Consider the following 24,024-nt stretch of genomic DNA (forward strand, 5'->3'; position numbering starts at 1 on the left):
GCCACCTCACACCATGATCCTACGATTCGATACGTTTGGCTGTAGCGGACGGGCACCTAGGCGAAGCGAATCAAATGACTTTCGCCGCGGGTTCGCGTCGAATCGCCGCATCATTCCCGTCCTGCACCGATCTCGATCTTTCGGATCAAGCGGTGCGGCTCGTGGCGCACAAGGTCGACGGCCAACAGACCATTCGAAAGCTCGGCGGACTGAACTTCAATGCCGTCCGCCAGAACGAACGTCCGGGTAAACTGACGCGTCGCAATCCCGCGATAGAGATACTCGCGAGTTTTGTCATCTTGCTGCCGTCCGCGCACAGTGAGCTGGTTGTCCTCGACGACGATCTCCAGCTGATCGCGGGTAAAGCCCGCGAGTGCGATCGTAATTCGAAGCTTCTCTTTAGCTCCGTTGGACGCGGCGACGCGTTCGATGTTGTACGGGGGATAGCCCTCGTTGCCGCCTCTACCGGTTCGATCGATAAGACGCTCGATCTCCTCGAAGCCCAGCAGTAGCGGGTTGGACAGTACAGATAACCTGCTCATGGACACGAAAGCCCTTTCAAAAGCGACCTTCTTCAAACCCGGCAGCACCCTCTCGAGTCGCTGCCGTTCGGCCCCTTTCGGGCGCCGAGGGATTGTATAATGCAGATATGGTGTTTGCCGGTCGCCGTTCAAGTTGACGAACGGCTGCATTGCGACTGCAACATGTAGGGAAACGCTGCCGCGTCCGCTTTGGATCACGTGCACCGAGGTTAGACGCCGGAGCGCGGGCGGCGCGGCTCCAGGACCGACTTGAGCACCGTGGCTTTGCGCTCGAGATGGCGCGTCACGCTGTCCAAAAGACCAGGGTCCGTGTGCGGCCGCGCGATGGCGGCGATCAGCACGCCCTTGAGCTCACCGAGGGTGTCTCGAAGGGCTGTTTCGGTGCGAGCGAGGGTCTCATCGCCGAGGCCGGCCGGCTCCAGGCCGGGAAGCACAACCCCCCGCGCCGGGCGGGTCCAGCGAACGGGCTTGCCTGTCTCAAGATAACGCCCGTAGGCGGCCATGACGTATTGGCCGAGCTCGGTCAGCGCGACAGTGGCACGAGACGCCACGCGAGGCCCCGTTTTTTCGGATGCGGGCGCCTTGGCCACCGAGACGACCAGTCCGGCTTTCCCAAGCGAGAGTGCCGCCCGCCGCCGGGCGGCACTGAGCGAGCGGGACATTCCGGGTTCGGTGACGGTGAAGGCGTCCGAGGCCGCAGCGCCAAGCAGGATCTCACGTTCCCGCTGGCCGAGCCGCAGATGGCGAAGCTTGTCGCGGCCGCTTTGAGAGGCGACCCGGCACTTGGAACAAGGCGCGAGGTTCTGCACCCAAGCCCGCGCCTCCTCCCCACTCGGGGCCAGGGCGCCGAAAATGGCTTCCAGCGCCGGGCAGGTGAAGCCCGTGTGCCGACAGGCCAGCGTCGAAGGCGCCCCGTCGCGCAGGCTCGGAGCCTCAGGCACCAGATGGTGCGAGAGGTCTGCGACATCTGGTGCCTTGGGCACAATTTGATGCATGAGTCCGCCTTTGACAGCCGCGCGCGGCACGATGCGTTGCAGACGCTGGCACCAGACGCAGCAGTAGGGCTGCATCGACAAGTGTCAGGCATGAAACGATACGTAGAGTCAAAGGTTTAGTGGCATTTGCTGATGCGGGGCTTGCGCCGGGAGGTGCAGCCCGCTCAGCAGGAATCGGAAACCGTCAGCGGAAACGGCCGCCCTTCTCCAGCACTTCGATCTTGTAGCCGTCCGGATCCTCGATGAAAAAGAACCGGCCGAACGGCTTGCCGTCGTGGGTCATCTGTTTGATATCTTTCGGCGAATATCCAAGGCCGGCGATCCGGTCCCGCTCCGCTTCGAGGTTGTCGACCACGAACGCCAAATGACCGTAGCCATTGCCGAGGTCGTAGGGCTCGGTCCGGCCCTTGTTAACCGTGAGCTCCACCTCAAAGTCTGCTTCCGTGTTGCGGAGATAGATGAGCGTGAAGTCCGCGAAGTCGACCCGGTCGGCGATCTCGAGCCCGAAGGCTTGCCTGTAAAAGGCGACGCTGCGCGCCTCCTCCAGCACGCGCACCATCATGTGGATTGCCTTCGCCATGAGACGTCCTTCCTCCGGTTATTGTCGGCTGCCCTGGGGGCCGTGAAAAAGCGCCGCGAAGCCGCATGCTGCCCCGTGAACGGTCCATTGGCTGCGCGTTGAGGGCTGTGCTATCTCCCACGGCAGCATGTCACCGGTCATTCATATACGGGGTTGGGTTCAATGAAGGAAGTCATCGAGGAGCTTGAGCGCCGGCGCGATAACGCCCGTCTGGGTGGCGGCATCGCTCGCATCGAGGCGCAGCACAAACGGGGCAAGCTCACGGCCCGCGAGCGCATCGAGCTTCTGATGGACGAGAACTCGTTCGAGGAGTTCGACACCTTCGTCGAGCACCGCTGCGCCGAGTTCGGCATGGAGAAGCAGAAGACCCCCGGCGATGGCGTGGTGACCGGTTGGGGCACCATCAACGGCCGCGTCGTCTACGTGTTCGCCAAGGACTTCACCGTGTTCGGCGGCTCGCTCTCGCAGGCACACGCGCAGAAGATCATGAAGATCCAGGATATGGCGCTGAAGAACCGGGCGCCGATCATCGGTCTCTTTGATGCTGGCGGCGCGCGCATTCAGGAAGGTGTCGACGCACTCGGCGGCTATGGCGAGGTGTTCCAGCGCAACGTGCTCGCCTCTGGTGTCATCCCGCAGATCTCCGTCATCATGGGCCCCTGCGCAGGCGGCGACGTCTACTCGCCGGCTATGACCGACTTCATCTTCATGGTGAAGGACACGAGCTACATGTTCGTGACTGGTCCCGACGTCGTGAAGACGGTGACCAACGAGACGGTGACGGCGGAAGAACTCGGCGGTGCCAAGGTCCACACCACGAAGTCGTCGATCGCCGACCGCGCTTACGAGAATGACGTCGAAGCGCTGCTGCAGATGCGCCGCCTCATGGACTTCCTGCCATCGAACAATCAGTCGGGCGTTCCCGCGCTGCCGACCTCCGACAGCGCGGACCGTCCGGATTACTCGCTCGACACGCTCATCCCGGACAACCCGAACAAGCCCTACGACATCAAGGAGCTGATCCTGAAGGTCGTGGACGAGGGTGACTTCCTCGAGATCCAGGAAGCCTACGCCCGCAATATCGTCACCGGTTTCGCGCGCATGGAAGGCCGCACGATCGGCATCGTCGCCAACCAGCCGATGGTGCTCGCGGGCGTGCTCGACAGCGACGCCTCACGCAAGGCCGCGCGCTTCGTGCGCTTCTGCGACTGCTTCGAGATTCCGATCGTAACCTTCGTCGACGTTCCGGGCTTCCTACCCGGCACCGCGCAGGAATACGGCGGCCTCATCAAGCACGGCGCCAAGCTGCTCTTCGCCTATGCCGAAGCCACCGTGCCGAAAGTCACGCTCATCACGCGCAAGGCTTACGGCGGTGCCTACGACGTCATGAGCTCGAAGCACATCCGCGGCGACGTGAACTACGCGTGGCCGTCCGCCGAGATCGCGGTCATGGGCGCCAAGGGCGCGGCCGAGATTCTCTATCGCGCGGAGCTGAGCGACGCGGAGAAGATCAAGGGCCGCATCGACGAGTATCAGAAGCGCTTCGCCAACCCGTTCGTCGCCGCCGAGCGCGGCTACATCGACGAGGTGATCCTGCCGCACGGCACGCGCCGGCGCATCTGCCGCGCGCTCAACATGCTGCGCAATAAGACCCTCGAGAACCCCTGGAAGAAGCACGACAACATCCCGCTCTAGCGGGCGCTTCTTGAGCGGTGCGTTTGATACGAGCTTTGAAAAGGGCGAACGAACCGTTCGCCCTTTTTGCTTTTCTGGCGACACCGACACACTGTCATCCTCGGGCTGGTCCCGAGGATCCAGTTCTCCACATGTGCAGGAGCAAGAAAGCGGTCCTGGACCTACAGGAACGAAAGATCGCGGCCGCCAAGCGCGGCTATTGATGCGACGCGGCAGGAGACCTCGAACGCGCCATCGGCGATTTCACGGAAGCGATCCGGCTGTCGCCGACGCTCGGACCGCTGTACCGCAACAGGCGGCTCGCCTATGAAGCGAGCGACGAACATGACCGTGCGAAGTTGGATTTTGCCGAAGCCGGGCGGTTGAACGCTTAGGCCATGATCGCGTCAGACCCTACAGTCTGACGCGGGACACGATCTCATCAAAGACCTAGAGCGTGATTTCGATCCAACAAAAAACAATCACGCTCTAGTCGTCTCACGCGATCCGATGCTGCACATGAGCCCGCTTGTGCTCACGCTCGAAGAAAGTATCGCCTCAAGTCAGCCTTATCTCGACCCTACTTTTTCCATCGCGCGGGACGGTGGGAGGGGTGGGGCGTGAAGCTGCATCAGTTCGAAATGCATGGCGTCGGCCGAGCCGTGCTTGTTCATTTGATAATCGGCGACCAGGAAGATCTCTCGGTGTCGCGGCAATGGCTGGAAGCGACAGTCGAAATTCCCGTAAAGGGCACAATGGACGAAGAGGGTCTCCGCACGGCCGCCATGACTGTGCTGCGCGATACGTTGAACGACCAGATCGCCGCCTTGAGAAGTGGTCCCTTGGGGTAGCTCCCGTTTGCAGGCGTCATAAACACAATCTGCGCAATACCTACGTAAAGAAAAAGGTGAACCTTTACGGTTCGCCTTTCTGCGTTGGGCTCGGATCGTCTTGTTGCAGTTATGTGGCCCCGATAACGTCGATCCCGTTCAGGAGCAACGGGGCCCGCGCGTCACCGACTGACGATGGGCGCCCATTTTTGGGGGTCACAGATGTCGGAGACCAGGTCGCACGAGCGGCCGACGTGTGAGGTGTGCCAAAAATCTGGCGCCACCACTGTCGCCAAATACACCCGCAGTCCTTGGCCCGTTGTCGCGTGCAACACGTGCGGATTCGTCTATCTGGGCCGTGTCCCAGATTATGAAGATCTCTCCGTCAACCTCGCTTGGGAGAAGCAGCACGCCGAGGAGAAGGCGCGTCGCAAGAAGACGAATAAGCTTGCGCGCTTCGATGCTCTGACGCGCTTCCGTCTCAAGTTCGGCAAGGTCGTCGATCGCGTGCGTCACGCGCGCGCCGTGGGTGCTGGCGGCCGCGTTCTCGAAATTGGCTGCGGCGGTGCAACCCGCATTCCGGAAGGCCCCACGCCGTACGGAATCGAGATCAGCGAAGGCCTGAGCAAGAAGGCGCGTCCGATTTTTGAAGCGCGCGGCGGTGCTGTCCACCATGAGCCCGCGACCACGGGCATCGAGAAATTCCCCGAGAGCTTCTTCGACAGCATCATCATGCGCAGCTACCTCGAGCACGAAGCGCAGCCGCGTCTCATTCTCGAGCGCGCCTTTCGTCGTTTGAAGCCAGGCGGGACCATTCTTCTGCGCTCGCCCAACTACAACTCGGCCAATCGCTTCATCATGGGCTCCGAGTGGTGTGGCTTTCGCTTCCCGGACCACGTGAATTATTTCACGCCGCGATCTCTCAAGGCGTTGGCGCAGAGCATCGGCTACGAGTTCCGCTGGATGAACCGGATGTCGCTCTTCGATGACAACTTGATTGTGGAGCTGAGGAAGCCGAAGCAAAGAGCTGTCGAAGCGCCTCTCGCCTCAGCCTACGCCGAAACCGCAGTATGAGCGGCACATCGCACCGCCACATCGCCAAGCGGAAATGAGTCACAAAGGATGTCCAATGGGGCAGCCTTTCCGTGCACCTGCGAAACGCGAAAGGGAAAATATCCCGGCTTCATTTCTCGATTGATTTCCCATGTAACGAAGCGGCCGGAAACAGCGAGAAAGACACCGATTTTCGGATGACGCATCTGGGCGGGGTGCGATGCTCGAAACGCCGAGGATCGATCCGCCCACGTGCGGAGAATCAATAAGTGTTCGGAAAGAGCACGAGAAGGCCGTTCGCACTGCATCATCGAATGCGCATGCCAAGGCTTCAACAATCGCGGGGTCTCGAGCGCCAATCGCAGGAACAAAAACACGGCAATTGGCGTTTATCGGGCATCGGAAATAGGCGCTTCGAAAAGCTGATTCGATGGGATGCGAATCAGTCCCCTGCCGCGCAGAAAAAGCACGTTGTCGGATTGATCAGCAGGCGCCCAATTGAAAGCGCAATTGCGTGATCTACTCCGCATAGAGTTTCGTATGTCCACTCGAGACCACTAGCCGGGACCAACGCAGAAAGGAAAGAGAGCCATGCGCAAACTGATCGCCGTGGCCTTGCTAGGAGCCAGCGCGGCCTTGTTCTCCGCGACGGTTCCTGCTCAGGCTATGACAGCTGGCAGCGGAATTGCCTCCAAATCGGCCGTTCCCGCAGCTGGCAACGTTGAGGAAGTCGGTCGCCGTTGGAAGCATCGGCACTACAATCGTGGATGGCGTCACCGCCACTATGGTCACCGGCACTGGCGTCATCGCCACTGGGGTTATGGTCCGCGGTACTACGGCTACTACGGTGGGTATTATCCCTACCGGTACTATCGCCGTCCGGGCATCCGCCTCTACTTCGGCTACTGACGCTGTCGACTACCTACGTAATTGCGGCCGCGAGCCTACCGCTCGCGGCCGTTTTTTGTTGGGCGCTATCGAACTTTGGTGCCGGATGCGAACCGGTCTGCTTCCCCTTTCGTAGCTATGAAAACAGCCCCGCGGCCTTGAAAGGAACTCTGCGCAAATTGATCTAAGGCGCAGCAGGGGAACGGAGAGGGACAACACGCGTATGCACGTCCGCGATACGGTCACGGGTTACGGCATTGTGAGCCGCGGCTTTCATTGGCTGATGGCGCTCGCCATCGTTGCAATGTTTGTGCTCGGCCTATGGATGGTCGATCTCGACTACTACAGCCCCTACTATCATTCGGCACCGGACCTTCATAAGAGCGTCGGCATCCTCTTGCTGATCGTGCTTGCTTTGCGTCTCGGTTGGCGCTTGGCGAGCGTGAAGCCGTCCGATGATGAGTTGAAGCCTCTCGAAAGAACGGCAGCCCACATCGTCCACTGGGGCTTTTACGCTCTGCTTCTCGCATTGATGGTGAGCGGATATCTGATTTCGACCGCAGATGGTCGGCCCATTAGCGTCTTCGGTTTCTTCAGCGTTCCATCGCCCGGCGAGAACAAGGGCCTCGAAGACGCGGCGGGCGCGATCCACGCCTGGATCGCCTATTCAGTCATCGTCCTGGCGGCGGTCCATGCGGCCGCAGCCGTGAAGCATCACATTTTCGACCGGCATCCGACGCTTTCGCGCATGTGGTCCGGTCCCCCCACCTCCTGATTTATTCTCACCTGAAAGGACAGTTTGATGACACTCCGTCTTGCTCCGCTTGCTTTGGTGGCCGCGCTTGCTTGGCCAGCCGCATCACAGGCTGCGGACTACACCATCGACACCAAGGGCGCGCACGCATCGATCAACTTCCGGATCAAGCATCTCGGCTTCAGCTGGCTGGTTGGACGCTTCGATCAGTTCAACGGCACCTTCAGCTACGACGAGAAGGCGCCTGAAACCTCCAAGGTGAGCGTCGAAATCGACACCGCGAGCGTGAGCTCGAACCATGCTGAGCGCGACAAGCATCTCCGCAACACCGATTTCCTTGATGTCGCGAAGTTCCCGAAGGCGACGTTTGTCAGCAAGTCAGTTTCGCCGGCCGGAGACGGCAAGGCCAAGATCGTGGGCGATCTCACCCTCAGAGGCGTGACGAAGGAAGTGACGATTGACGCTGCCTATGTTGGCGGCGGTGCGGACCCGTGGGGCGGCAACCGCGTGGGGTTCACCGGCACGACAAAAATCGCGCTTGCCGACTACGGCATCAACTTCAACCTCGGCCCGGCTTCGAAGGATGTCGAGCTGCAGTTGGAAGTTGAAGGCGTGCAGAAGTAGCCCTTCCCCCGGCGGCACTGCATGCCCAATCGTCGCCCCCGAGATCAGTGATCTTGGGGGCGAAGTTTTTGTGTCAGCCCTCTCCACCCGCGCGTCCGCTGGCAATGGCGTGGTGCAGAACAATGAGCGGGACGAGGCCGGCGAGAACGATGCTCAACGCGCCGAGCGCGCCGCTCTCGACCTGCTCCAGCGCGGCAAAGGCATAGACGTGCGTTGCAAGCGTTTCGAAGTTGAACGGACGCAGCAGCAGTGTAGCGGGCAGTTCCTTCAGGGCGTCGACGAAGACGAGAAGTCCCGCGGCGCCGAGCGCAGGGAGGAGGAGCGGGAGATGGATGCGCCACAGAGCCGAGGACGCTGTCTCGCCGAGCGTTCGGGCAGCCGCGTCGAGGTTGGGTGAGATCCGTTCGAGCCCTGCTTCGATGCCGCCGAGCGCCACGGCGAGGAAGCGGATGACGTATGCGTAAACCAGCGCCGCGATCGAGCCGGAAATGATGAGGCCCGTGGAGATGCCGAAGACCTCCCTGAACCAGGCGTCGATAGTGTTGTCGAGACCCGCGAGCGGGATGAGCACGCCGATTGCCAAGACCGTTCCGGGAAGAGCGTAGCCGAAGCCCGAAGCCCGCGCGGCAAAGCGCGTGAAGCCAGTTCGCGCGACGCGCGGTGCGTAGCTGATGAGGAGGGCCAACCCCACGGCCGCTGCCGCCGCGAGCGTCGCCAGGAATATGCTGTTCCACGCGGCGCGCAGGAAGCCGCCCTCGACGGCGACGGACACATGCCCCATCGCGAACTTGGCAAGCAGCAGGAACGGCACGATGAAGCCGACGACGAACGGGAGCGAGCAGAGAAGGGCCGCCGCATAGCCGCGCCAGCCTTCGATGTCTTGAAACGGAATGGCGCGATAGCGGCCCGTCGTATGGTGGATCTTTGCGCCGCCGCGTGCAAAGCGCTCCACCGTGAGGAGTATCACGATCAACGCGAGCATGACCGCCGCAAGCTGTGCTGCTCCGCCGAGGTTCGAGCGCTGCAGCCACGTGGCGTAGATGCTTGCCGAAAGCGTTTCAACACCGAGATACTGGACCGCACCGAGATCGTTGAGCGTTTCCATCACGACCAAGGCGACGCCGGCTGCGAGAGCCGGGCGCGCCAGGGGAAGGGCAACAGACCAGAACGCTCCCATGGAAGTACGTCCCAGCGTTCGTGCCACTTCCAACGCACAAACAGACTGCTGGACGAACGTCGCGCGTGCCGCGAGATAGACATAGGGATAGAGCACGGCCGACATGATGAACACCGCGCCTCCAAGCGAGCGCACGGAGGGAAACCAGTAGTCCGCGGCCGTCGTCCAGCCGAAAAGAGCCCGGAGCTCGGTTTGCACCGGCCCCGCGTAGTCGAACAGGTCGCTATAGCAGTACGCTGCGATATAGGTTGGAATCGCGAGCGGCAACACCAGCAGACGGTCGAGCAAGGCGCGGCCGGGAAAGCGGTACATGGTGACCAGCCACGCTGTACTGGTTCCCGCAACCACCGTCACGATCCCAGTGCCCAGCCCCAAGAGTAGCGTGGTGTTCAATGCTTCGGGCAGAACGGTTCCGACGAGGTGCGGCCAATCGTTTTGCGTCGCCGTGAGGGCGAGATAGAGAACCGCGGCGACGGGCAGAGTGATGATGGCTACGATAACCGCTGTCGTCAGGCTCCACCCGGGCGCGTGGGACTGCGCCCGCCGAGCGCCGCGAAGACGCCGGACGCTATCGAGCACTCTGGTGGGGGAGGCCCCGGCGGATGTGGGAGGAGTAAGGCTCATTGGTCACGACCATTGCGGTCCCAGCTTGGACCCGTCAAGCGCTCCGCACGGTGCAATGTAAATACGGGGACGGCCGCTAAGCCGCCCCCGCGCAAATTTCGGTCAGTGCCGGGCGTCAGCTGCTCGGGCCGGCGTCGAAGCGGACCTTGTCGACCAGCTCAGACGCCTTCTTGCGCAAATTGGCGATTTCGGACAGCGGGACCGAGTCCGCCTTGAGTTCGCCCCAGCTCTTTACGAGTTCCGACGTCTTCGCATTGGCAATCACCGGATATTCGCCGTTGGCCTCCGCATAGATCTCCTGCGCTTCGGAGGAGACCATGAATTCCAGCATCTTCACGGCGTTGTCGCGATGCGGGGCGTTGGCGGCAAGCGCGGCCCCCGAGATGTTGACGTGCGTGCCGCGCTCGTTGGCGTTCGGGAACAGCATTTTGACGGCGTCGGCCCAAGGCTTCTGCTCCGGGTTCTTGAGCATGGCCGCCATGTAGTAGGTGTTGCCGATTGCGAGATCGCACAGCCCGGCCTGCACGTCGCGAACGCCTTCGCGGTCGCCGCCAGCCGGTTTGCGGGCCAGATTGTCCCGAAGACCGATCAACCACTTCTCGGCCTTTTCCTCGCCGTCATGCGCGATCATCGAGGCGATGAGCGCGATGTTGTAGGTGTGCTGGCCGGAGCGAATGCAGATCTTACCCTTCCACTTCGGGTCCGCGAGCTCTTCATACGTGATCGCATCCTGTTTGACCCGATCCTTCGAGGCATAGACCACACGCGCCCGCCGTGTCAGGGCGAACCAATGGCCTTCGGGATCCCGCAGCTTGGCGTCGATGGCATCTTCGAGCACTTTCGATTTGAGCGCTTGCGTGACACCCGCAGCTTCGGCCTGGATGAGCAAGCCGGACTCAGGCGTGATGAGAAGATCGGCCGGGCTGTTGCGGCCCTCGGCAACCATGCGCTCGATCAGACCGTCTTTGGAATAGACGACATTGACCTTGATGCCGGTCTCGGCTGTGAACTGTTTGAGGATCGGATCGATGAGGCCGGGCTCGCGATAGGAGTAGACGTTGATGGTCTCTTCGGCCTGAGCCTGTGCTCCAAGACCGGCCAGCGCAGCCACGGCGAAAGCTTGCATTGAGAAGGCGCGCAAAGTGGCGCGCAGGGAAAGGCGTCTCGTGCTCATTGATCGATTTCTCCAATAATCGGGGTCAAGGCCCGCTATCGGCTGGCCTGCCAGCGTGAGGCTGGGAAGGCCCGCAAGATGCGTTGTCCATAAAGCAGCGGCCTTAAAGTACGTCAAGAAAGTCAACAATTGTGCGACGATTGAACCGGGCCGGGATACGTCCGTATGCGGCAGGGGAAGGCGTCCGTCAGACCGGGACGACGCGGTCCTTGCGAAAGACGATTGAGGCCGAGGTGCCCTTGCCGGGTTCACTCTCGAGAACGAGTTCTGCCCCGTTTGCGGTGGCCAGCGTTTGCACGAGAGGCAGTCCAAGTCCGAGACCTGCGGGTCCGTCGTTGGCATCGGCGCGCGGCTTTCGCCGGGGAGCCTGCGCACGTCCAAGTAGCCGCTCGATCTGCTGCGGTGACATTCCGCAGCCGGTATCGGCAATCGAGATCTCGAGCGGGCCATCGCCGCTGTGGTGCGCAGAGAGCACGACGCGTCCGTCGCGCGCGGTGAACTTGAGGGCATTCGTCAGAAGATTGAACACCATCTGACGCAGGCTCGTCGCATCGGCGATGAGGTGAGGAAGCCGCTGAGGAACGTCGAGGTCCAACGCGATGCCTGCGCGCTCGGCGAGGGGCGCCATTTGAGACGCCGACGCTTTCAGAATATCGCCGACAGCGATCTGTGCGAAGTCGAGCTGACCCTCTAGCGTTTCCGATCCTTCCGCGAGCATACGATCGATGACGCCGAGAACGTGTTGGGCACTGCCATAGATGTCGGCCGCGTAGCCGACATAGCGCTCGGCGCCGAGCGGGCCGAAGCGTTCGGCCTTCATGATTTCGGCTGCCGTGGCAATGGCGCTGAGCGGGGTTTTCAGTTCATGCGCAAGGCTGGCGCGGAGCGTGGGCGATTCCTGGGTTTGCAACGGTGCGCGATCAGGGTGCGCACGGCCAATTGCATACGGGTCAGTTTGCACCGTGGTGTCGTCGGGATCTCCTCGCTGACCCTGGCCCATGACGGTCTGCCCCTCGCGGATACGCCGTGCGATTTCGCGCAGCTTGGCCGCGTCATCTCCGGCCAGGAGTTCGCGGGGCGGCGAAGAAGGCTCGGGTCCCTTGAGAGCTGGTGCGTTATCTGACACCACGATCGCGACGACACGTGAACCGGTCTCGATGATCTGGATTTGGCAGGGAAGCCGCAGCGTGCCGTCTCGCGTCCAGAACAAGAGGGTTTCCGAGACGCGCCGGCCCGCAGGCGCAGGTGCGAGCGCGCGCAGCTGAGCAAGAGCCGGCATGGCGGCGTCGAGCATCGGTTCCGTCGACGTCGCATGAAGCCCCAACGCCGCGGCCCCTTCCTCGTTTGCGGCAAGGATCCGCCCAGCCCCAACGTCGATCAGGCACACCACTGCACGCCCGTCGGCTTCGAGCGGAGCGACGACCGAAGCGGGAAGGTCCTTGTCGAACTGCACAACAGGGCGGCGGCTCATGGTGAAATCTTAGATCAAGATCGCCCGCCATCCTATCCTTTGCCGTCAAGCTCAGTGCCTAAGTGGATGAAGAAAGCTGTGAATCTTGTGCTCAAGGACCGATACTGAGCCGGGCGGCCGGTCTCAGTCACGCCAGAATGGTGTTCTCACGACATGCGCGCTGGGCCGCAGAAAAATGGGCTTGATGAGGGTTGCGGCCGGCAGGCTGCGCTTCTATAAGCTCCATCTTCTCCGTCGGTGTCGGGCCATGCTCCTGCCGCGCGGGCGGTTGGCGGTAAAAGCCGTATGCGGCCACGCCAACCCATTGAAAACACATGGTAAGCCGCCTTAGCTCAGTTGGTTAGAGCGCTAGATTGTGGATCTAGAGGTCCCCCGTTCGAGCCGGGGAGGCGGTACCAAAACAAACTCACCCTCCACGCATCCGCTTTAGCCCGATTGCGAGGGTGACTGAGCATCCCTGCCCCCACTCCTTGGCGGACTGACAATTGTGGCCGTCGCCCCTAGTACCCACGCTGCATCAAGGAGAATGGCACTTATCCGGCGGCCCCGCCCTTGGAGCCGTCCGCGAAGCCGTCTTTCTTCAGGCCGTACGTACTGCCGAAGTTGAAAAGCCCGCGGGGAGGCAGAATGGCAGGAGGCGGCGGTGGCGAGACGTGAGGCCTGTATTGGGCTTTGCGGTTTGCGAGCTTTGCAGCATCGACCGCCCGAACGGCTGGGGCGCTCGTCTTGCGCTGGGCCGACTTGCGAACCGGCCGGTCCGGCATCGCGCGGATCTTGTCTCCAACCACGACAGAGAGTTTGGAGATCTGAGCCAGACGTCCGTCGGTCGTGATCACGTGTAGGACGGCATCAACTTTCTTGGCACCGGCCGGAATACTGACAACGGTCGTTTCCGCATCTGTTGCCTTGCCCATGCCGGTCGAAACGCGGCCGACGACGATTTTTCCCGATGCCGGGACAGGCGAGGCACCCATCACGCCAGATCCATCCGACAGGACTGCTCCGGCGCTCGGGGAATCCGAGGCCTGGAAAAGGCCGGCCATTTGATAGGAGCCGAAGGACGCCGCCTGAGCGACCGTTTCTTCCTCAGACGGGACGCTCCCCGCTGCCGGGCCATCTAGATCGGCAAGGATGGAGGAGGCGCTTGCAACGGCAGTCCCCGCGACGGAGGTGTCTCCGGATACGAATGGCGTGCCGAGGCTCCACGAGGAAAAGTCAGTCACCGCCTCAACCGTCTCAGACGGGACGTCCTGTGCTGCCGGGGTATCCAGGCCGGCAAGGATGGGGGAGGGGCTCACAACGGCAGTTCCCGCGACGGAGGTGTCTCCGGGTACGAATGGCGTGCCGAGGTTCAACGACGAAAAATCAGTCACCTCCTCCTTGTCATTGATCATGCCTTCGCTCGGCCCTTCGAGATCGTCTCCGGCTACGGGGGCATTCACCGGACGCGTGGCCAGCACACCGGGGATCTCGGTTTCGGCGGTTTCGTAAGCGATTGCAGCCTCTGCGAAGCTGATCGGGAAGGTCTCCAGTTCGGCTGTACGCGGCTCAATGACGTCTGCATAGGCTTGGAAGTCGATCGCACGTTCCCACCGCCCATGTGAAATGCCGAATGTCAAAATGGCGGCGACCGCCGTGGCCGCGCCGGCAAGCGCGGACACAAAAAGCGCTCCGGGTCCAAATCCGCGCGCGCTGCTCGGGGCGCTGGCAGCCGGCTCTGCCGGCTTGCCGTCGATACCTTCTGCCAAAGCAAGAGCCGTTGGCAGAGAGTTGTCATTGTCGGATTCTGAAGTGGCCGATTGGTCTACAGGCTCCGAGGCTTCGACGGCCGCGATTTCTTCTGCGGCCTCAACGGGCGTCGGCAAGTCCTCGACTGGAATAGGTTGGAAGAGCGGCACGGCTTTCGCGCTCATGCGCGTTGAGAGCCAGTGAGACCGGCTGAGCGCCGCGAGGCAATAAGTGGCGCGCACTTCGGCCGGCGCTGCCTCTGAAACATCTTCCGTTTTTGCTTGGAGCATTGTGTCACCCACCACGACAAATACACACGACAGCCGGCAACATGCGTACGTCGACGCCTGAGACCAGTCTTGGAGTTGGTGAGCAGAACCCCGCTTTCTGCAGAGACACAATCCTGGTGCACGATCATGGCTTTAGGGTGGCCAACTCATTTAGACTTTATTCACCCTATGGTGCGTCCCACGCTACGACACCGGTACGAGTGCGAGCTTGACGTGAACGACATCGCATTCGACTTGAAATTCGTAAGGCAGCCCGCTCCGTCGAAAGACAGACAGCATGGCACCGTTCTGAGCGAGAACCTCTGCAGTGAACTGCATCAGTCCTCGGGCCCGCCCGATATCGGTCAGGTGTCTGAGAAGGAGAGGCGCAAGTCCGCGACCGCGATAGGCGTTGTCGGTAGTGAACGCGAGTTCCGCGGTCTGGAAGGGAGGTGCGTCCTCACACACGGCGTAGCGTCCGCCGCCCAGGAGTTTTTCGCCGTGCTCGGCGGCGGTCGTCGCGACAAGCGCAACGACCCGGTCGAAATCGACGTCAGTGATGTGCGTCAGTTCGTTGGATGTGAGTTGCTTCTTGTAGGTGAAAAAGCGGGTGTAGACGGACTCGCGATCCAATCCGGCAAAGGACTGGAGGATGCTGGGTCGATCGTCGGGTCTGATCGCGCGAACCGTGACGGGCGTGCCGTCGGTAAGTACTCCTGAAACGCTATAGTTTCGTGCATCGATCATGATGCGGCCCTGTCACAAAGCGCCAGTTAACCTAATCGTCTCGTGGCGCATTTGTCCGGATTTGGTAGTCTATGAACTTCCATCGGCCCGCCTTCGAGGCGGAGAATACGGAGGCAACATGCCTCTCGTTGAGACGAAGCGCGATGGCGCCGTCGCCACGATCATCCTTGATCGCCCGTCACGGCGCAATGCGCTTTCGACAGACCTCGTCGATGCTATCGTCGAAGCGTTAGGCTGCTTCGCACAAGAGAAAGCGCGCGCGATTGTATTGCGGGCTAGGCCGGGCGCCGCAGTCTGGTCGGCAGGGCACGACGTCGACGAACTGCCGGAAGGGCGGCGGGATCCCTTGGGTTGGGACGATCCTCTGCGCGCTCTCATCCGGTCCATCGAGGAATGTCCAGCACCCGTGATCGCCATGATCGAGGGCGGTGTGTGGGGCGGCGCGTGCGAGGTCGCGTTTGCCTGCGATCTCATCGTCGCGTCGCCGAATGCAACGTTCGCCGTAACCCCGGCGAAGCTAGGCGTGCCCTACAACGTTTCCGGAATGCTGACATTCCTCAATGCCTGCTCGCTTCGCATCGTGAAAGAAATGGTGTTCACGGCAAAGCCCATATCGGCGGCGCGCGCGGAGAGCCTGGGCATCATCAATCACATGGTACCGGCCGATGATCTCGAAGCGTTTGCATATACGCTCGCGACAGAAATTTCCATCAATGCGCCCCTCGCGATTTCGGTGATGAAAGAACAGCTGCGGATGCTTGCCGGAGCACACCCCATGAGCCCGCGGCGGTTTGAGCGTGTGCAGGGCTTGCGGCGCATCGTTTACGACAGCGACGACTATGCGGAAGGTATTCGTGCGTTCCGCGAGAAGCGCGCACCGAAATTTACGGGGCGCTGATTGGGCGTGCCCGCTCCGACAGGGAGGAGACGACAATGGCAGATCGCAGAATCGCAAAGCGGCAGAAGCCGGAAGCAGAGAAAGATGATGGCGACGGTGAAAGTTCGCAGCAGCTGAAACGCAAGGAGTTCGAGAAGGAGTTGAAGCGGCTCCACATCGAACTCGTGAAGTTGCAGGAATGGGTGCGGCACGAAGGTAAAAAGATTTGCATCGTGTTCGAAGGTCGCGATGGCGCGGGCAAAGGCGGCACCATCAAAGCGATCACGGCCCGCGTCAGCCCGCGCGTCTTCCGTGTCATCGCGCTCCCTGCTCCGACCGAGCGCGAGAAATCGCAAATGTACATCCAGCGCTATCTTCCGCACCTTCCAGCCGGCGGGGAGATCGTGATCTTCGACCGCAGTTGGTACAATCGCGCGGGTGTTGAACGCGTCATGGGCTTCTGCACGCCCGATCAGGTCAAGCGCTTCCTCCACATCGTTCCCAACGTCGAGAAGGCCATCGTCGAATCTGGCGTCATCCTGCTCAAGTATTGGCTGGAGGTAAGCCCGGATGAGCAGACACAGCGTCTGGAGGCACGCATCGATGACGGTCGCAAGACCTGGAAGCTCTCCGACATGGATCTGAAGTCCTACACGCGCTGGGACGACTATTCGAAAGCGCGCGATGACATGTTTGCGGCAACGGACACGGCCTGGGCGCCCTGGTATGTTGCGCGGTCCGACGACAAGAGGCGCGCACGCCTCAACATCATCGAACACATATTGGACCAGATCCCTTACAAGAGCGTCCCGCGTGCGAAAGTGAAGTTGCCGAAGCGGCGTGTCACCACCGGCGAGAGCGAGCCCTCCCACGCCGTCAAGTCCGTTCCTGAGAAACACTAAGATCGGAGACGCCGGTCGACGACTAAAGCGTCATCTCCGGAACCCGCTCTGGGACGGTGAGCTCGGCTTCAGTGGCCTCGAGAACTTGTGAGACCGAAATACCCGGAGCGGTTTCAGTCAGCGTCGCCCTTCCGTTGGGAAAAGCGATCACGGCCAATTCCGTCACCACCAGGTCGACTGGTCGGACCGAGGTCAACGGAAGCGAGCACTGCCTGAGGAGTTTCGGCTTCCCCTTGGCAGTATGTTGCATGGCGACGACCACCCGCTTGGCGCCAGTCACGAGGTCCATCGCGCCGCCCATGCCGGGAACCATCTTTCCCGGGATCATCCAGTTGGCCAGCAGGCCATGCTCGTCAACTTGGAGCCCGCCGAGAACAGTCATGTCCACATGACCGCCGCGGATCAGCCCAAAGGAGACGGCGCTGTCGAAGGTGGACGCGCCGGGAAGCGCGGTGACGGGGCGGCCGCCTGCGTCGGTCAGCGTCGGATGTGCCATGCCGGCTTCCGGAATAGGTCCTGTGCCGATCAATCCATTCTCGGACTGAAAATACACGTGCATATCCGAAGGAACAAAGTTGGCCACCAGCGTTGGAATGCCGATGCCGAGATTGACGAGCATGCCCGTCCGCAGCTCGCGAGCGATACGTTTTGCAATGAGTGTCTGCGCGTCCATGGCGATCACACGTTGGCGACAAGATAGTCAACCAGCGGAGCTGGTGTGACGACGTGGTCGGGCGCGATCAAGCCGACCGGTACGATGTGCTCGGCGCTGGCTATGACGGTCGCAGCCGCGGTTGCTATCAAAGGATTGAAGTTGCGGGCCGTCAGGGCGTAGGAGAGATTACCGAGATAGTCTGCGAGGAAAGCATGCACGAGAGCCAGGTCCGCGCGGAGCGGAGTCTCGAGGAGATAGAGCTCGCCATCCACGTCGATCTTTTGCTTTCCCTTCTCGACGACCGTACCGACCCCTGTGCGCGTGAGAACGCCTCCTAGACCGAATCCACCCGCGCGGATTCGCTCGACGAGCGTACCCTGTGGAACCAGCTCGACGGTCAGTTCGCCCGCCATCATCTGCTGTTGCGTTTCCGGGTTGAGCCCAATGTGGCTTACGATCGCCGTGCGCACGAGCTTGGCCGTGATCAGCTTTCCGATGCCGGTTCCTGGCTTCGCCGTATCGTTGGCAATGACCGTGAGATCGCGTTTGCCTTGGTGAACAATCTCGTCGACGACACGCTCTGGCGTTCCGACACCCATGAACCCGCCGATCATGATCCGAGCGCCGTCGGGGATCATGGCGACCACGTCGTTTATAGGTATCGTCTTCATGTGCTCGCCCCATCCGGGCTACGGCACTGCGGCGATTGCGTTCGAAACGGCGGCTAGTCGATAATGTGGTAGCCACCGTCGATGTAGAGCGTCTCGCCCGTGATGAGCTTGGCGCCGTTCATGGCCAGGAACGCCACAGCCACGCCGACATCGTCGATCGAGACCAGGCTCCGGCTCGGGGCCTTCGATTGCGCCTTCTGCAGCAGTTTTTCGAACTCACTGATGCCGGATGCCGCGCGCGTCTTCAGCGGACCGGGTGAGATGGCGTGAACTCTGATACCCTTGGGGCCAAGCTCGGCCGCCATATAGCGGGTGGCGGATTCCAATGCGGCCTTCACAGGTCCCATGATGTTGTAATTTTCCACGACCATCTGCGAGCCGTAGTAGGTCATCGTGAAGAGCGTGCCGCCGTCCTTCATCAGCGGTTCGGCCAGCTTCGCCATCCGCATGTACGACCAGCACGACAGCTCCATCGCGAGAAGAAAGCCCTCCTTGGAGCAATCGACAACACGGCCATGAAGATCGTCCTTGGGTGCGAAGGCGATAGAGTGAAGTACGATGTCCAGCTTGCCCCACTTTTTCTGTACGGTCTCGAAAACAGTCTCGAGCTCACCTGGCTTCTGCAGATCGAGGGGCATCAGCAGGGGAGCCCGAATCTCCTTCGCGAGAGGCTCGACAAAACGCTTGGACTTCTCGTTGAGATAGGTAACGGCGATCTCTGCCCCAAAGGCGTGAAACGCCTTGGCACATCCCCAGGCAATCGATTGATCATTGGCAATCCCGGTGACCAGAGCTTTCTTTCCCTTGAGAAGGGCGAGAGATGAGAGATCGATCATGCTCGTTTCTCCTGGAGGGCGTGGGCCCGCATCAGCCGCAGCGTGTGCGTGGCGATCATAAGTTCTTCATTGGTCGGAATGACGAGGCACGTCACTTTCGAGCCCTTGCGGGAAATGCACGTCTCGTTCTTTTTGTTGGCCTGAACGGATATCTCGGCGCCGAGCCATGCGATCCGGCGCAAAACCGCCTCTCGGATCGCCGGCGCATTTTCGCCGATGCCGGCCGTAAAGACGAAGGCATCGATGCCGCCCATGGCTGCGGCGAGCGATCCTGTGGCAAGGGCAATGCGATAACAGAAGTAGTCGAGCGCCAGCTTTGCGCGCGGATCTTGGCTCGAAAGGAGTTCGCGGACATCGTTGCTGATGCCGGAAAGGCCTTTGAGCCCGCAATCGTGATAGAGCATGTGCTCGATCGCCTTGGCCGACTGCCCCTTCTCCATCATCAAGTAGAGAATAACGCCCGGATCGAGTTGGCCGCAGCGCGTGCCCATGGGGAGACCGTCGAGAGCGGTGAACCCCATGGTGCTTTCGACACTTCGGCCATCGATCATGGCGCACATCGAAGCCCCGCTGCCGAGATGTGCCGTGACGACTCGTCCTTGTGCGATATCCGGAGCCACGCTCGGCAACCGCATCGCGATGTATTCATAGGAAAGACCGTGGAAGCCATAGCGGCGCACGCCTTCCGCGTAGAGCTGCTCTGGAAGAGCGAAGCGGTCCGCGAGCTCCGAGTGACTGCGGTGAAACGCGGTGTCGAAGCAGGCCACTTGCAGCAGGTGCGGCCGGCGTTCGAGGACTGCCCGTATTGGGGCAAGATTGTTCGGCTGATGCAGCGGCGCCATCGGCACGAGCCGCTCGAGTTGCGCAACGACACGAGCATTGATCACGACGGGATCGCTGTACATCGGACCGCCATGCACAACGCGATGCCCGACCGCACACGGCAACCGGCCGCCGATTTGAGGGCGCAGGAATTCGACGACCTTCTCAAGAGCCGCTGGAACATCGGGCACATCGGGAGCTGACCAGGTAACGTCGGACAGGATTTCTCTGTTGGGGTTCACGGCGAACAGGCGCGGGCGTGTGCCGACTCCTTCGATCTGGCCCTTGAAGCGCCGTTCCAGCCGATCGCCGGACTCGATCGCGAAGAGCTGGAACTTGATGCTCGAGCTGCCGGCGTTGATGACGAGAATGGACTCGGTCATGGCTCACGCTCGTATTGGCTCTTGAGTTCTGCGGCTGTGCGCCAGCAACATCGCGACGGCGCACGAAGCCATGCGCGTGCGAACGTTGTCCGCGCGCGACGTGAGGATGATGGGAACCCGCGCCCCGAGCACGATTCCCGCAGCATCGGCCTGGGAGAGGAACGAGAGGTTCTTGGCCAGCATGTTGCCGGCCTCCAGGTCGGGAACCACCAGGATCTGGGCCTGTCCGGCGACTGGTGAGCGGATGCCTTTGATGCGCGCAGCTTCGAGGCTGATGGCGTTGTCGAATGCCAGTGGACCGTCGAGCTCTCCGCCCGTGATCTGACCGCGATCGGCCATCTTGCAAAGGGCCGCCGCCTCGATCGTCGAAGGGATATTCGGGTTGATCGTCTCGACAGCAGAGAGGATTGCGACCTTGGGCGTGCCGAGCCCAAGTCCCGCATAGAGATCGATCGCATTTTGGATGATGTCGCGCTTCGCCATCAGGTCCGGCGCGATGTTGACCGCCGCATCCGTTATGAAAAGCGTCTGGGGATGGGTTGGGACATCCATCACGAAGACGTGGCTGATGCGCCGTCCGGTGCGCAGTCCTGTATCGCGATTGGCGACAGCGCTCAGAAGCTCGTCCGAATGGAGGCTCCCTTTCATGAGGAGTTCGGCTTTGCCAGAGCGGACCAGTTCGACCGCCCTGCTAGCGGCCTCGTGACTATGGGCAGCATCGACGATCTCGTAATCGGAGATGGACAACTTCATCGAAGCGGAGAGTTTGGTGATCTTCTCCCGCGGTCCGACAAGGATGGGAACGATCAGGCCGGCTTCCGCTGCTTCGATTGTGCCGCGCAGGGAGGTCTCGTCGCAGGGATGCGCGACAGCCGTCGGCAGCGCGGCCATGCGCTTCGCGACCTCAATCAGCCGTTCATATTTCTCGTGCCGTTGCCGGAATTGCGAGACGACCGCCTTCTTTGTCATGGCACCTTCCCTCTCGAGTCCGGATGCGTCCGCGCCGGCTCAGAACGCCGTCACCATTTCAGGAAGAGAGCTGCGTCGCCGGGCATGCCGCCGGGAAAGCTGGTGATCTCGGCATGCAGTTTGTAACCGTGAGGTTTCAGCTCTGAGACGTAGAAGTCGTAGGCCTTCTTGGCGAAGCCCTGGAGCGTGCTCGGCCATTCCGGATCTGCGATGTTGATGCGACGGCCGCCGTCGCTGCAGTAGGTACAGGGGAAGGTCATGACTTGGATTTGATGCCGACCCTGTTTGGCGGCAATTGATACTGCGGCGTTGATCCGCTCGATGACCTCGGGATGGACGTCGCGCGACATGAACTCGTCACGCAGTTCCAGTGCTTTTTCGCTCTTCTTCTTCTTGAGTTTCTGCTCTTCGTTCATCTTCTCCATTTCGGCGTCAGATGAGATTTGATTGAGGTCTGAAGGGTTCAGTAGGCCCGGCATGACACAGCCTCTCCTTTTTGGTCCTTGTCAGAATACGTTCAACGCTTGCGCGTCTCGTCAGTGATGCTTCGGCGTTCGGCTGACGTGACCACGCCTCATCGGACGAACAGTCGCTAACAACGCATGCTCTCGCGCCGGCGGTTTGGGAGCGCTACGCGCGCGAACACCGCCTTCGAAGAGCGCGTCGATTTCGGCGAGACGCGACTTCGCAACGTCGCTCTCCAGGCCGACCACGTCGATCATCCGGTGGAGCGTAGATTTCAGGCGGCCCGCAAGCTCGGGCTCCCGCGAGAGCAGCGTCGGGATTGCCGCCACCGCGCGACGCTCATCGAGCAGCAATAGCAAGTACTGTTCACGGACCAACGTCTTGAATTCGCCAAGCGAAAGGCCCTTTCCGGCGTCTTTGCGCATTTGCCGAAGGAAATTGAAGCTGCGCTCGTCGATGTCCCCGTCGGGCATACGAATGTAGATGAGGGACCGCAACGCGGCTTCACGGGCACCACCCTCGGTCAGTTTGCGTTTGATCGCCTCGATCCGGCGCTTGACGAGGAAGGAATGTGCTGCTGTCTCTCCTGGCCGGCTGCGCGGTTCATGATCCGCCGCGTTCAGGCCCGTGAGCGCTTGTACGACCGGAGATCCGTAGACGGTATGAAACACCGCCTCGCACGTCTGATCCCGTGCGTCACGATAAGTGTCCAACGACGACGCGATCCAATGCGAGAATCTCTGTTGCGCTTGCCACAGCGGGTTTTCGGGGGATACCGGCTTTCGGGTTTCGCGCACGTAGGCCGCCGCCGAGGTGAGAGTGGGCAGGAGCGCGTAGGTCTCATATTGGAGTCGCAACGGATGGATCCGGCGCATCCATTCGGCTAGGCCCTCGTTGGTCCAAATCCGCATCCATGGTTGAACGAATGTGCGATAGAGGCTGAGATTGATTTCAGAGACGCGCGCAACGGCGGCAAACTCCCTTTCATCATTGGCATCGTTGCCACCGAGAGCCCGGATGTCATCGAGCGTCCGCGCTTCGAAGCGCACCAGGTAGTCGCCCGTGATCAAATCGGCGGCCAGGCCTTTCGGGTCCTTTGGCGTCAGAACCGCCTCGTAGAGTCCAGGAGGCAGTACGTCGATCAGGTCGATATTGCTCGCAAACTCGTCGTGCTCCTTCTTGGCCACGGAACCCGAAACGAAGATGCCGAGGTGCCCGATCGACTCGTGCACGGCGTAGACGATCGTTTGCCCGTGCGCTCGAATGTCGTCGACGGTGTCGTAGAGATCAAGGATCCAATCCAAGGCCTGCTGCGGCGGCGTGATGTTGTCGGCCTTCGAGCAGAAGACCAGGATCGGAGACGTGATGTTCCGCAGGTCGATGCGTGCGCCGTCGCTTGAAATGAGTTCGCCGGAAACAAGCTTGTTGCCGATGAACAGCTCGTCCGCAATGAACTGCATTTCCGCGGCGTTCAGCAGAACATGTCCACCCCACCACTGCTCGAATTCAAGATAGCGCGCCCCTTCGCTGTCGATCTTGGAGTAAAGATTGTATTGCTTGCTCCAAAGCGTGTTGGATGGGTTCAGGTTCTCGAAGTTTGAGACCAGCCAGGCGCCATCGAACTTGCCGTTCCCCAGGTCTCCGGTGAGCGCCGTAAGCCAACTTCCGCCAAGCAGGCCGCCCGTATAGCGCATCGGGTTGGTGCCGCGGACACCGGCCCAGTAGGAGAGCGGGGACCCGGCGATGATGATTGGTCCGAAAAGCTCAGGCTTCCTCGCCGCCACAATCATGACCGCCCATCCGGCTTGGCAATTCCCGATGACGGCCGGCTTGCCTTCGGCGTGCGGGTGAAGTGAGATCACGCGCTCCAGAAACGCAGCCTCGGCCCGTGCAATATCTTCGATCGTCTGCCCCGGAACTGGCTCCGGCAGAAAGCCAATGAAGTAGCAGGGGTGGCCAGCCTTCAATGCAACGCCGATTTCGCTGTCGGCTTTGAAGCCTCCAATTCCGGGGCCATGCCCGGCGCGCGGATCAACAACAACGAACGGACGCTTCTTGCTGTTTATCTCCACATCTCGCGGCGGTGTAATGCGCGCCAGGATGTAGTTGACAGGGCGCTCGAGATTTCGTCCGTCCATGACGAGTTCGCAGTCGAACTTCAATACATGGGGAGCGACCTTTGCGGCATGCTTTTCGTATCCGGCACTCCGCTGCTGTTGAACGTCCAGATAGAGAACGCCGCGCTGCCAGGCATCGAGCCAGTAGTCCCAGATATCTTGCCCGAGACGAAATGCTGGCCAACCCGAGGCCATGC

The 24,024-nt window shown here is 61.2% G+C and carries 23 protein-coding genes and 1 tRNA gene; 9 read left to right on the top strand and 15 right to left on the bottom strand.

Annotation, left to right across the window (positions count from 1 at the left end):
- Positions 1–110 precede the first annotated feature (110 nt).
- From VHO05_RS06090 to VHO05_RS06100, 3 genes are all read right to left on the bottom strand, one after another.
- Positions 111–542 (bottom strand): Hsp20 family protein, encoded by a 432-nt coding sequence (locus VHO05_RS06090; protein WP_329645707.1) that lies wholly within the window; start codon positions 540–542, stop codon positions 111–113.
- Between the two features lie 209 nt (positions 543–751).
- On the bottom strand, positions 752–1,537 hold the full coding sequence (locus VHO05_RS06095) for a hypothetical protein (RefSeq protein ID WP_329645708.1): 786 nt from the start codon (positions 1,535–1,537) through the stop codon (positions 752–754).
- Between the two features lie 184 nt (positions 1,538–1,721).
- Positions 1,722–2,117, bottom strand: a complete 396-nt coding sequence (locus tag VHO05_RS06100) for a VOC family protein (protein ID WP_329645709.1) — start codon at positions 2,115–2,117, stop codon at positions 1,722–1,724.
- Positions 2,118–2,279: 162 nt separating this feature from the next.
- On the opposite strand from VHO05_RS06100, the gene VHO05_RS06105 reads away from it, so the two are divergent.
- From VHO05_RS06105 to VHO05_RS06130, 6 genes are all read left to right on the top strand, one after another.
- Positions 2,280–3,812 carry an acyl-CoA carboxylase subunit beta gene (locus tag VHO05_RS06105; protein ID WP_329645710.1) on the top strand — a complete coding sequence of 511 codons (1,533 nt, stop codon included), beginning with the start codon at positions 2,280–2,282 and terminating at the stop codon, positions 3,810–3,812.
- Between the two features lie 599 nt (positions 3,813–4,411).
- On the top strand, positions 4,412–4,642 hold the full coding sequence (locus tag VHO05_RS06110) for a hypothetical protein (protein ID WP_329645711.1): 231 nt from the start codon (positions 4,412–4,414) through the stop codon (positions 4,640–4,642).
- A gap of 201 nt (positions 4,643–4,843) precedes the next feature.
- On the top strand, positions 4,844–5,695 hold the full coding sequence (locus VHO05_RS06115) for a class I SAM-dependent methyltransferase (protein ID WP_329645712.1): 852 nt from the start codon (positions 4,844–4,846) through the stop codon (positions 5,693–5,695).
- Positions 5,696–6,265: 570 nt separating this feature from the next.
- Positions 6,266–6,583 carry a hypothetical protein gene (locus VHO05_RS06120; RefSeq protein ID WP_329645713.1) on the top strand — a complete coding sequence of 106 codons (318 nt, stop codon included), beginning with the start codon at positions 6,266–6,268 and terminating at the stop codon, positions 6,581–6,583.
- Positions 6,584–6,785: 202 nt separating this feature from the next.
- Entirely contained in the window at positions 6,786–7,337 is a 552-nt protein-coding gene (locus VHO05_RS06125; protein WP_329645714.1) for a cytochrome b, read from the top strand.
- A 27-nt stretch (positions 7,338–7,364) separates the two neighbouring features.
- Complete coding sequence (locus tag VHO05_RS06130) at positions 7,365–7,940, top strand: YceI family protein (RefSeq protein WP_329645715.1); 576 nt, start codon at positions 7,365–7,367, stop codon at positions 7,938–7,940.
- Positions 7,941–8,013: 73 nt separating this feature from the next.
- Here VHO05_RS06130 and VHO05_RS06135 read toward each other — a convergent pair whose 3' ends face one another.
- The 3 genes from VHO05_RS06135 to VHO05_RS06145 form a co-directional block, all read right to left on the bottom strand.
- Complete coding sequence (locus VHO05_RS06135; RefSeq protein ID WP_329645716.1) at positions 8,014–9,696, bottom strand: iron ABC transporter permease; 1,683 nt, start codon at positions 9,694–9,696, stop codon at positions 8,014–8,016.
- A gap of 160 nt (positions 9,697–9,856) precedes the next feature.
- Positions 9,857–10,915, bottom strand: coding sequence for a Fe(3+) ABC transporter substrate-binding protein (locus VHO05_RS06140; protein ID WP_414653701.1), 1,059 nt, complete (start codon positions 10,913–10,915; stop codon positions 9,857–9,859).
- Positions 10,916–11,102: 187 nt separating this feature from the next.
- Positions 11,103–12,386: a HAMP domain-containing sensor histidine kinase gene (locus tag VHO05_RS06145; RefSeq protein WP_329645717.1), complete on the bottom strand. Its 1,284-nt coding sequence runs from the start codon at positions 12,384–12,386 to the stop codon at positions 11,103–11,105.
- 321 nt (positions 12,387–12,707) lie between these two features.
- On the opposite strand from VHO05_RS06145, the gene VHO05_RS06150 reads away from it, so the two are divergent.
- A tRNA-His gene (locus tag VHO05_RS06150) sits at positions 12,708–12,784 on the top strand.
- Positions 12,785–12,919: 135 nt separating this feature from the next.
- Here the strand turns inward: VHO05_RS06150 and VHO05_RS06155 are convergent.
- Together VHO05_RS06155 and VHO05_RS06160 are read right to left on the bottom strand one after the other, a co-directional pair.
- Complete coding sequence (locus VHO05_RS06155) at positions 12,920–14,404, bottom strand: hypothetical protein (protein WP_329645718.1); 1,485 nt, start codon at positions 14,402–14,404, stop codon at positions 12,920–12,922.
- Between the two features lie 183 nt (positions 14,405–14,587).
- Entirely contained in the window at positions 14,588–15,130 is a 543-nt protein-coding gene (locus tag VHO05_RS06160) for a GNAT family N-acetyltransferase (RefSeq protein ID WP_329645719.1), read from the bottom strand.
- 118 nt (positions 15,131–15,248) lie between these two features.
- Here VHO05_RS06160 and scpB point away from each other — a divergent pair, with 118 nt between their 5' ends.
- Both scpB and ppk2 read left to right on the top strand, forming a co-directional pair.
- Positions 15,249–16,028: a methylmalonyl-CoA decarboxylase gene (scpB, locus tag VHO05_RS06165; RefSeq protein ID WP_329645720.1), complete on the top strand. Its 780-nt coding sequence runs from the start codon at positions 15,249–15,251 to the stop codon at positions 16,026–16,028.
- Between the two features lie 35 nt (positions 16,029–16,063).
- Complete coding sequence (gene ppk2, locus VHO05_RS06170; protein WP_329645721.1) at positions 16,064–16,909, top strand: polyphosphate kinase 2; 846 nt, start codon at positions 16,064–16,066, stop codon at positions 16,907–16,909.
- A 22-nt stretch (positions 16,910–16,931) separates the two neighbouring features.
- Here ppk2 and VHO05_RS06175 read toward each other — a convergent pair whose 3' ends face one another.
- The 7 genes from VHO05_RS06175 to VHO05_RS06205 are packed head-to-tail and all read right to left on the bottom strand — an operon-like array spanning position 16,932 to position 24,022.
- The gene (locus VHO05_RS06175) at positions 16,932–17,582 is read right to left on the bottom strand and encodes a 3-oxoacid CoA-transferase subunit B (RefSeq protein WP_329645722.1); all 651 of its coding nucleotides are present in this window, start codon (positions 17,580–17,582) and stop codon (positions 16,932–16,934) included.
- Positions 17,583–17,587: 5 nt separating this feature from the next.
- Positions 17,588–18,235, bottom strand: a complete 648-nt coding sequence (locus VHO05_RS06180; protein WP_329645723.1) for a 3-oxoacid CoA-transferase subunit A — start codon at positions 18,233–18,235, stop codon at positions 17,588–17,590.
- A gap of 53 nt (positions 18,236–18,288) precedes the next feature.
- Positions 18,289–19,071 (bottom strand): enoyl-ACP reductase FabI, encoded by a 783-nt coding sequence (gene fabI, locus VHO05_RS06185; protein WP_329645724.1) that lies wholly within the window; start codon positions 19,069–19,071, stop codon positions 18,289–18,291.
- Positions 19,068–20,276, bottom strand: coding sequence for an acetate/propionate family kinase (locus VHO05_RS06190; protein ID WP_329645725.1), 1,209 nt, complete (start codon positions 20,274–20,276; stop codon positions 19,068–19,070). Before VHO05_RS06190 ends, fabI begins: the two co-directional genes overlap by 4 nt.
- Before the next feature lie 3 nt (positions 20,277–20,279).
- The gene (locus VHO05_RS06195) at positions 20,280–21,245 is read right to left on the bottom strand and encodes a phosphate acetyltransferase (protein WP_329645726.1); all 966 of its coding nucleotides are present in this window, start codon (positions 21,243–21,245) and stop codon (positions 20,280–20,282) included.
- Between the two features lie 50 nt (positions 21,246–21,295).
- Positions 21,296–21,724, bottom strand: a complete 429-nt coding sequence (locus tag VHO05_RS06200; RefSeq protein WP_329645727.1) for a hypothetical protein — start codon at positions 21,722–21,724, stop codon at positions 21,296–21,298.
- A gap of 57 nt (positions 21,725–21,781) precedes the next feature.
- Positions 21,782–24,022, bottom strand: coding sequence for a DUF3141 domain-containing protein (locus VHO05_RS06205; RefSeq protein WP_329645858.1), 2,241 nt, complete (start codon positions 24,020–24,022; stop codon positions 21,782–21,784).
- Positions 24,023–24,024: the final 2 nt, after the last annotated feature.

Origin of the sequence: Hyphomicrobium sp. (assembly GCF_036262015.1) — a bacterium.
GTDB lineage: Bacteria > Pseudomonadota > Alphaproteobacteria > Rhizobiales > Hyphomicrobiaceae > Hyphomicrobium_C.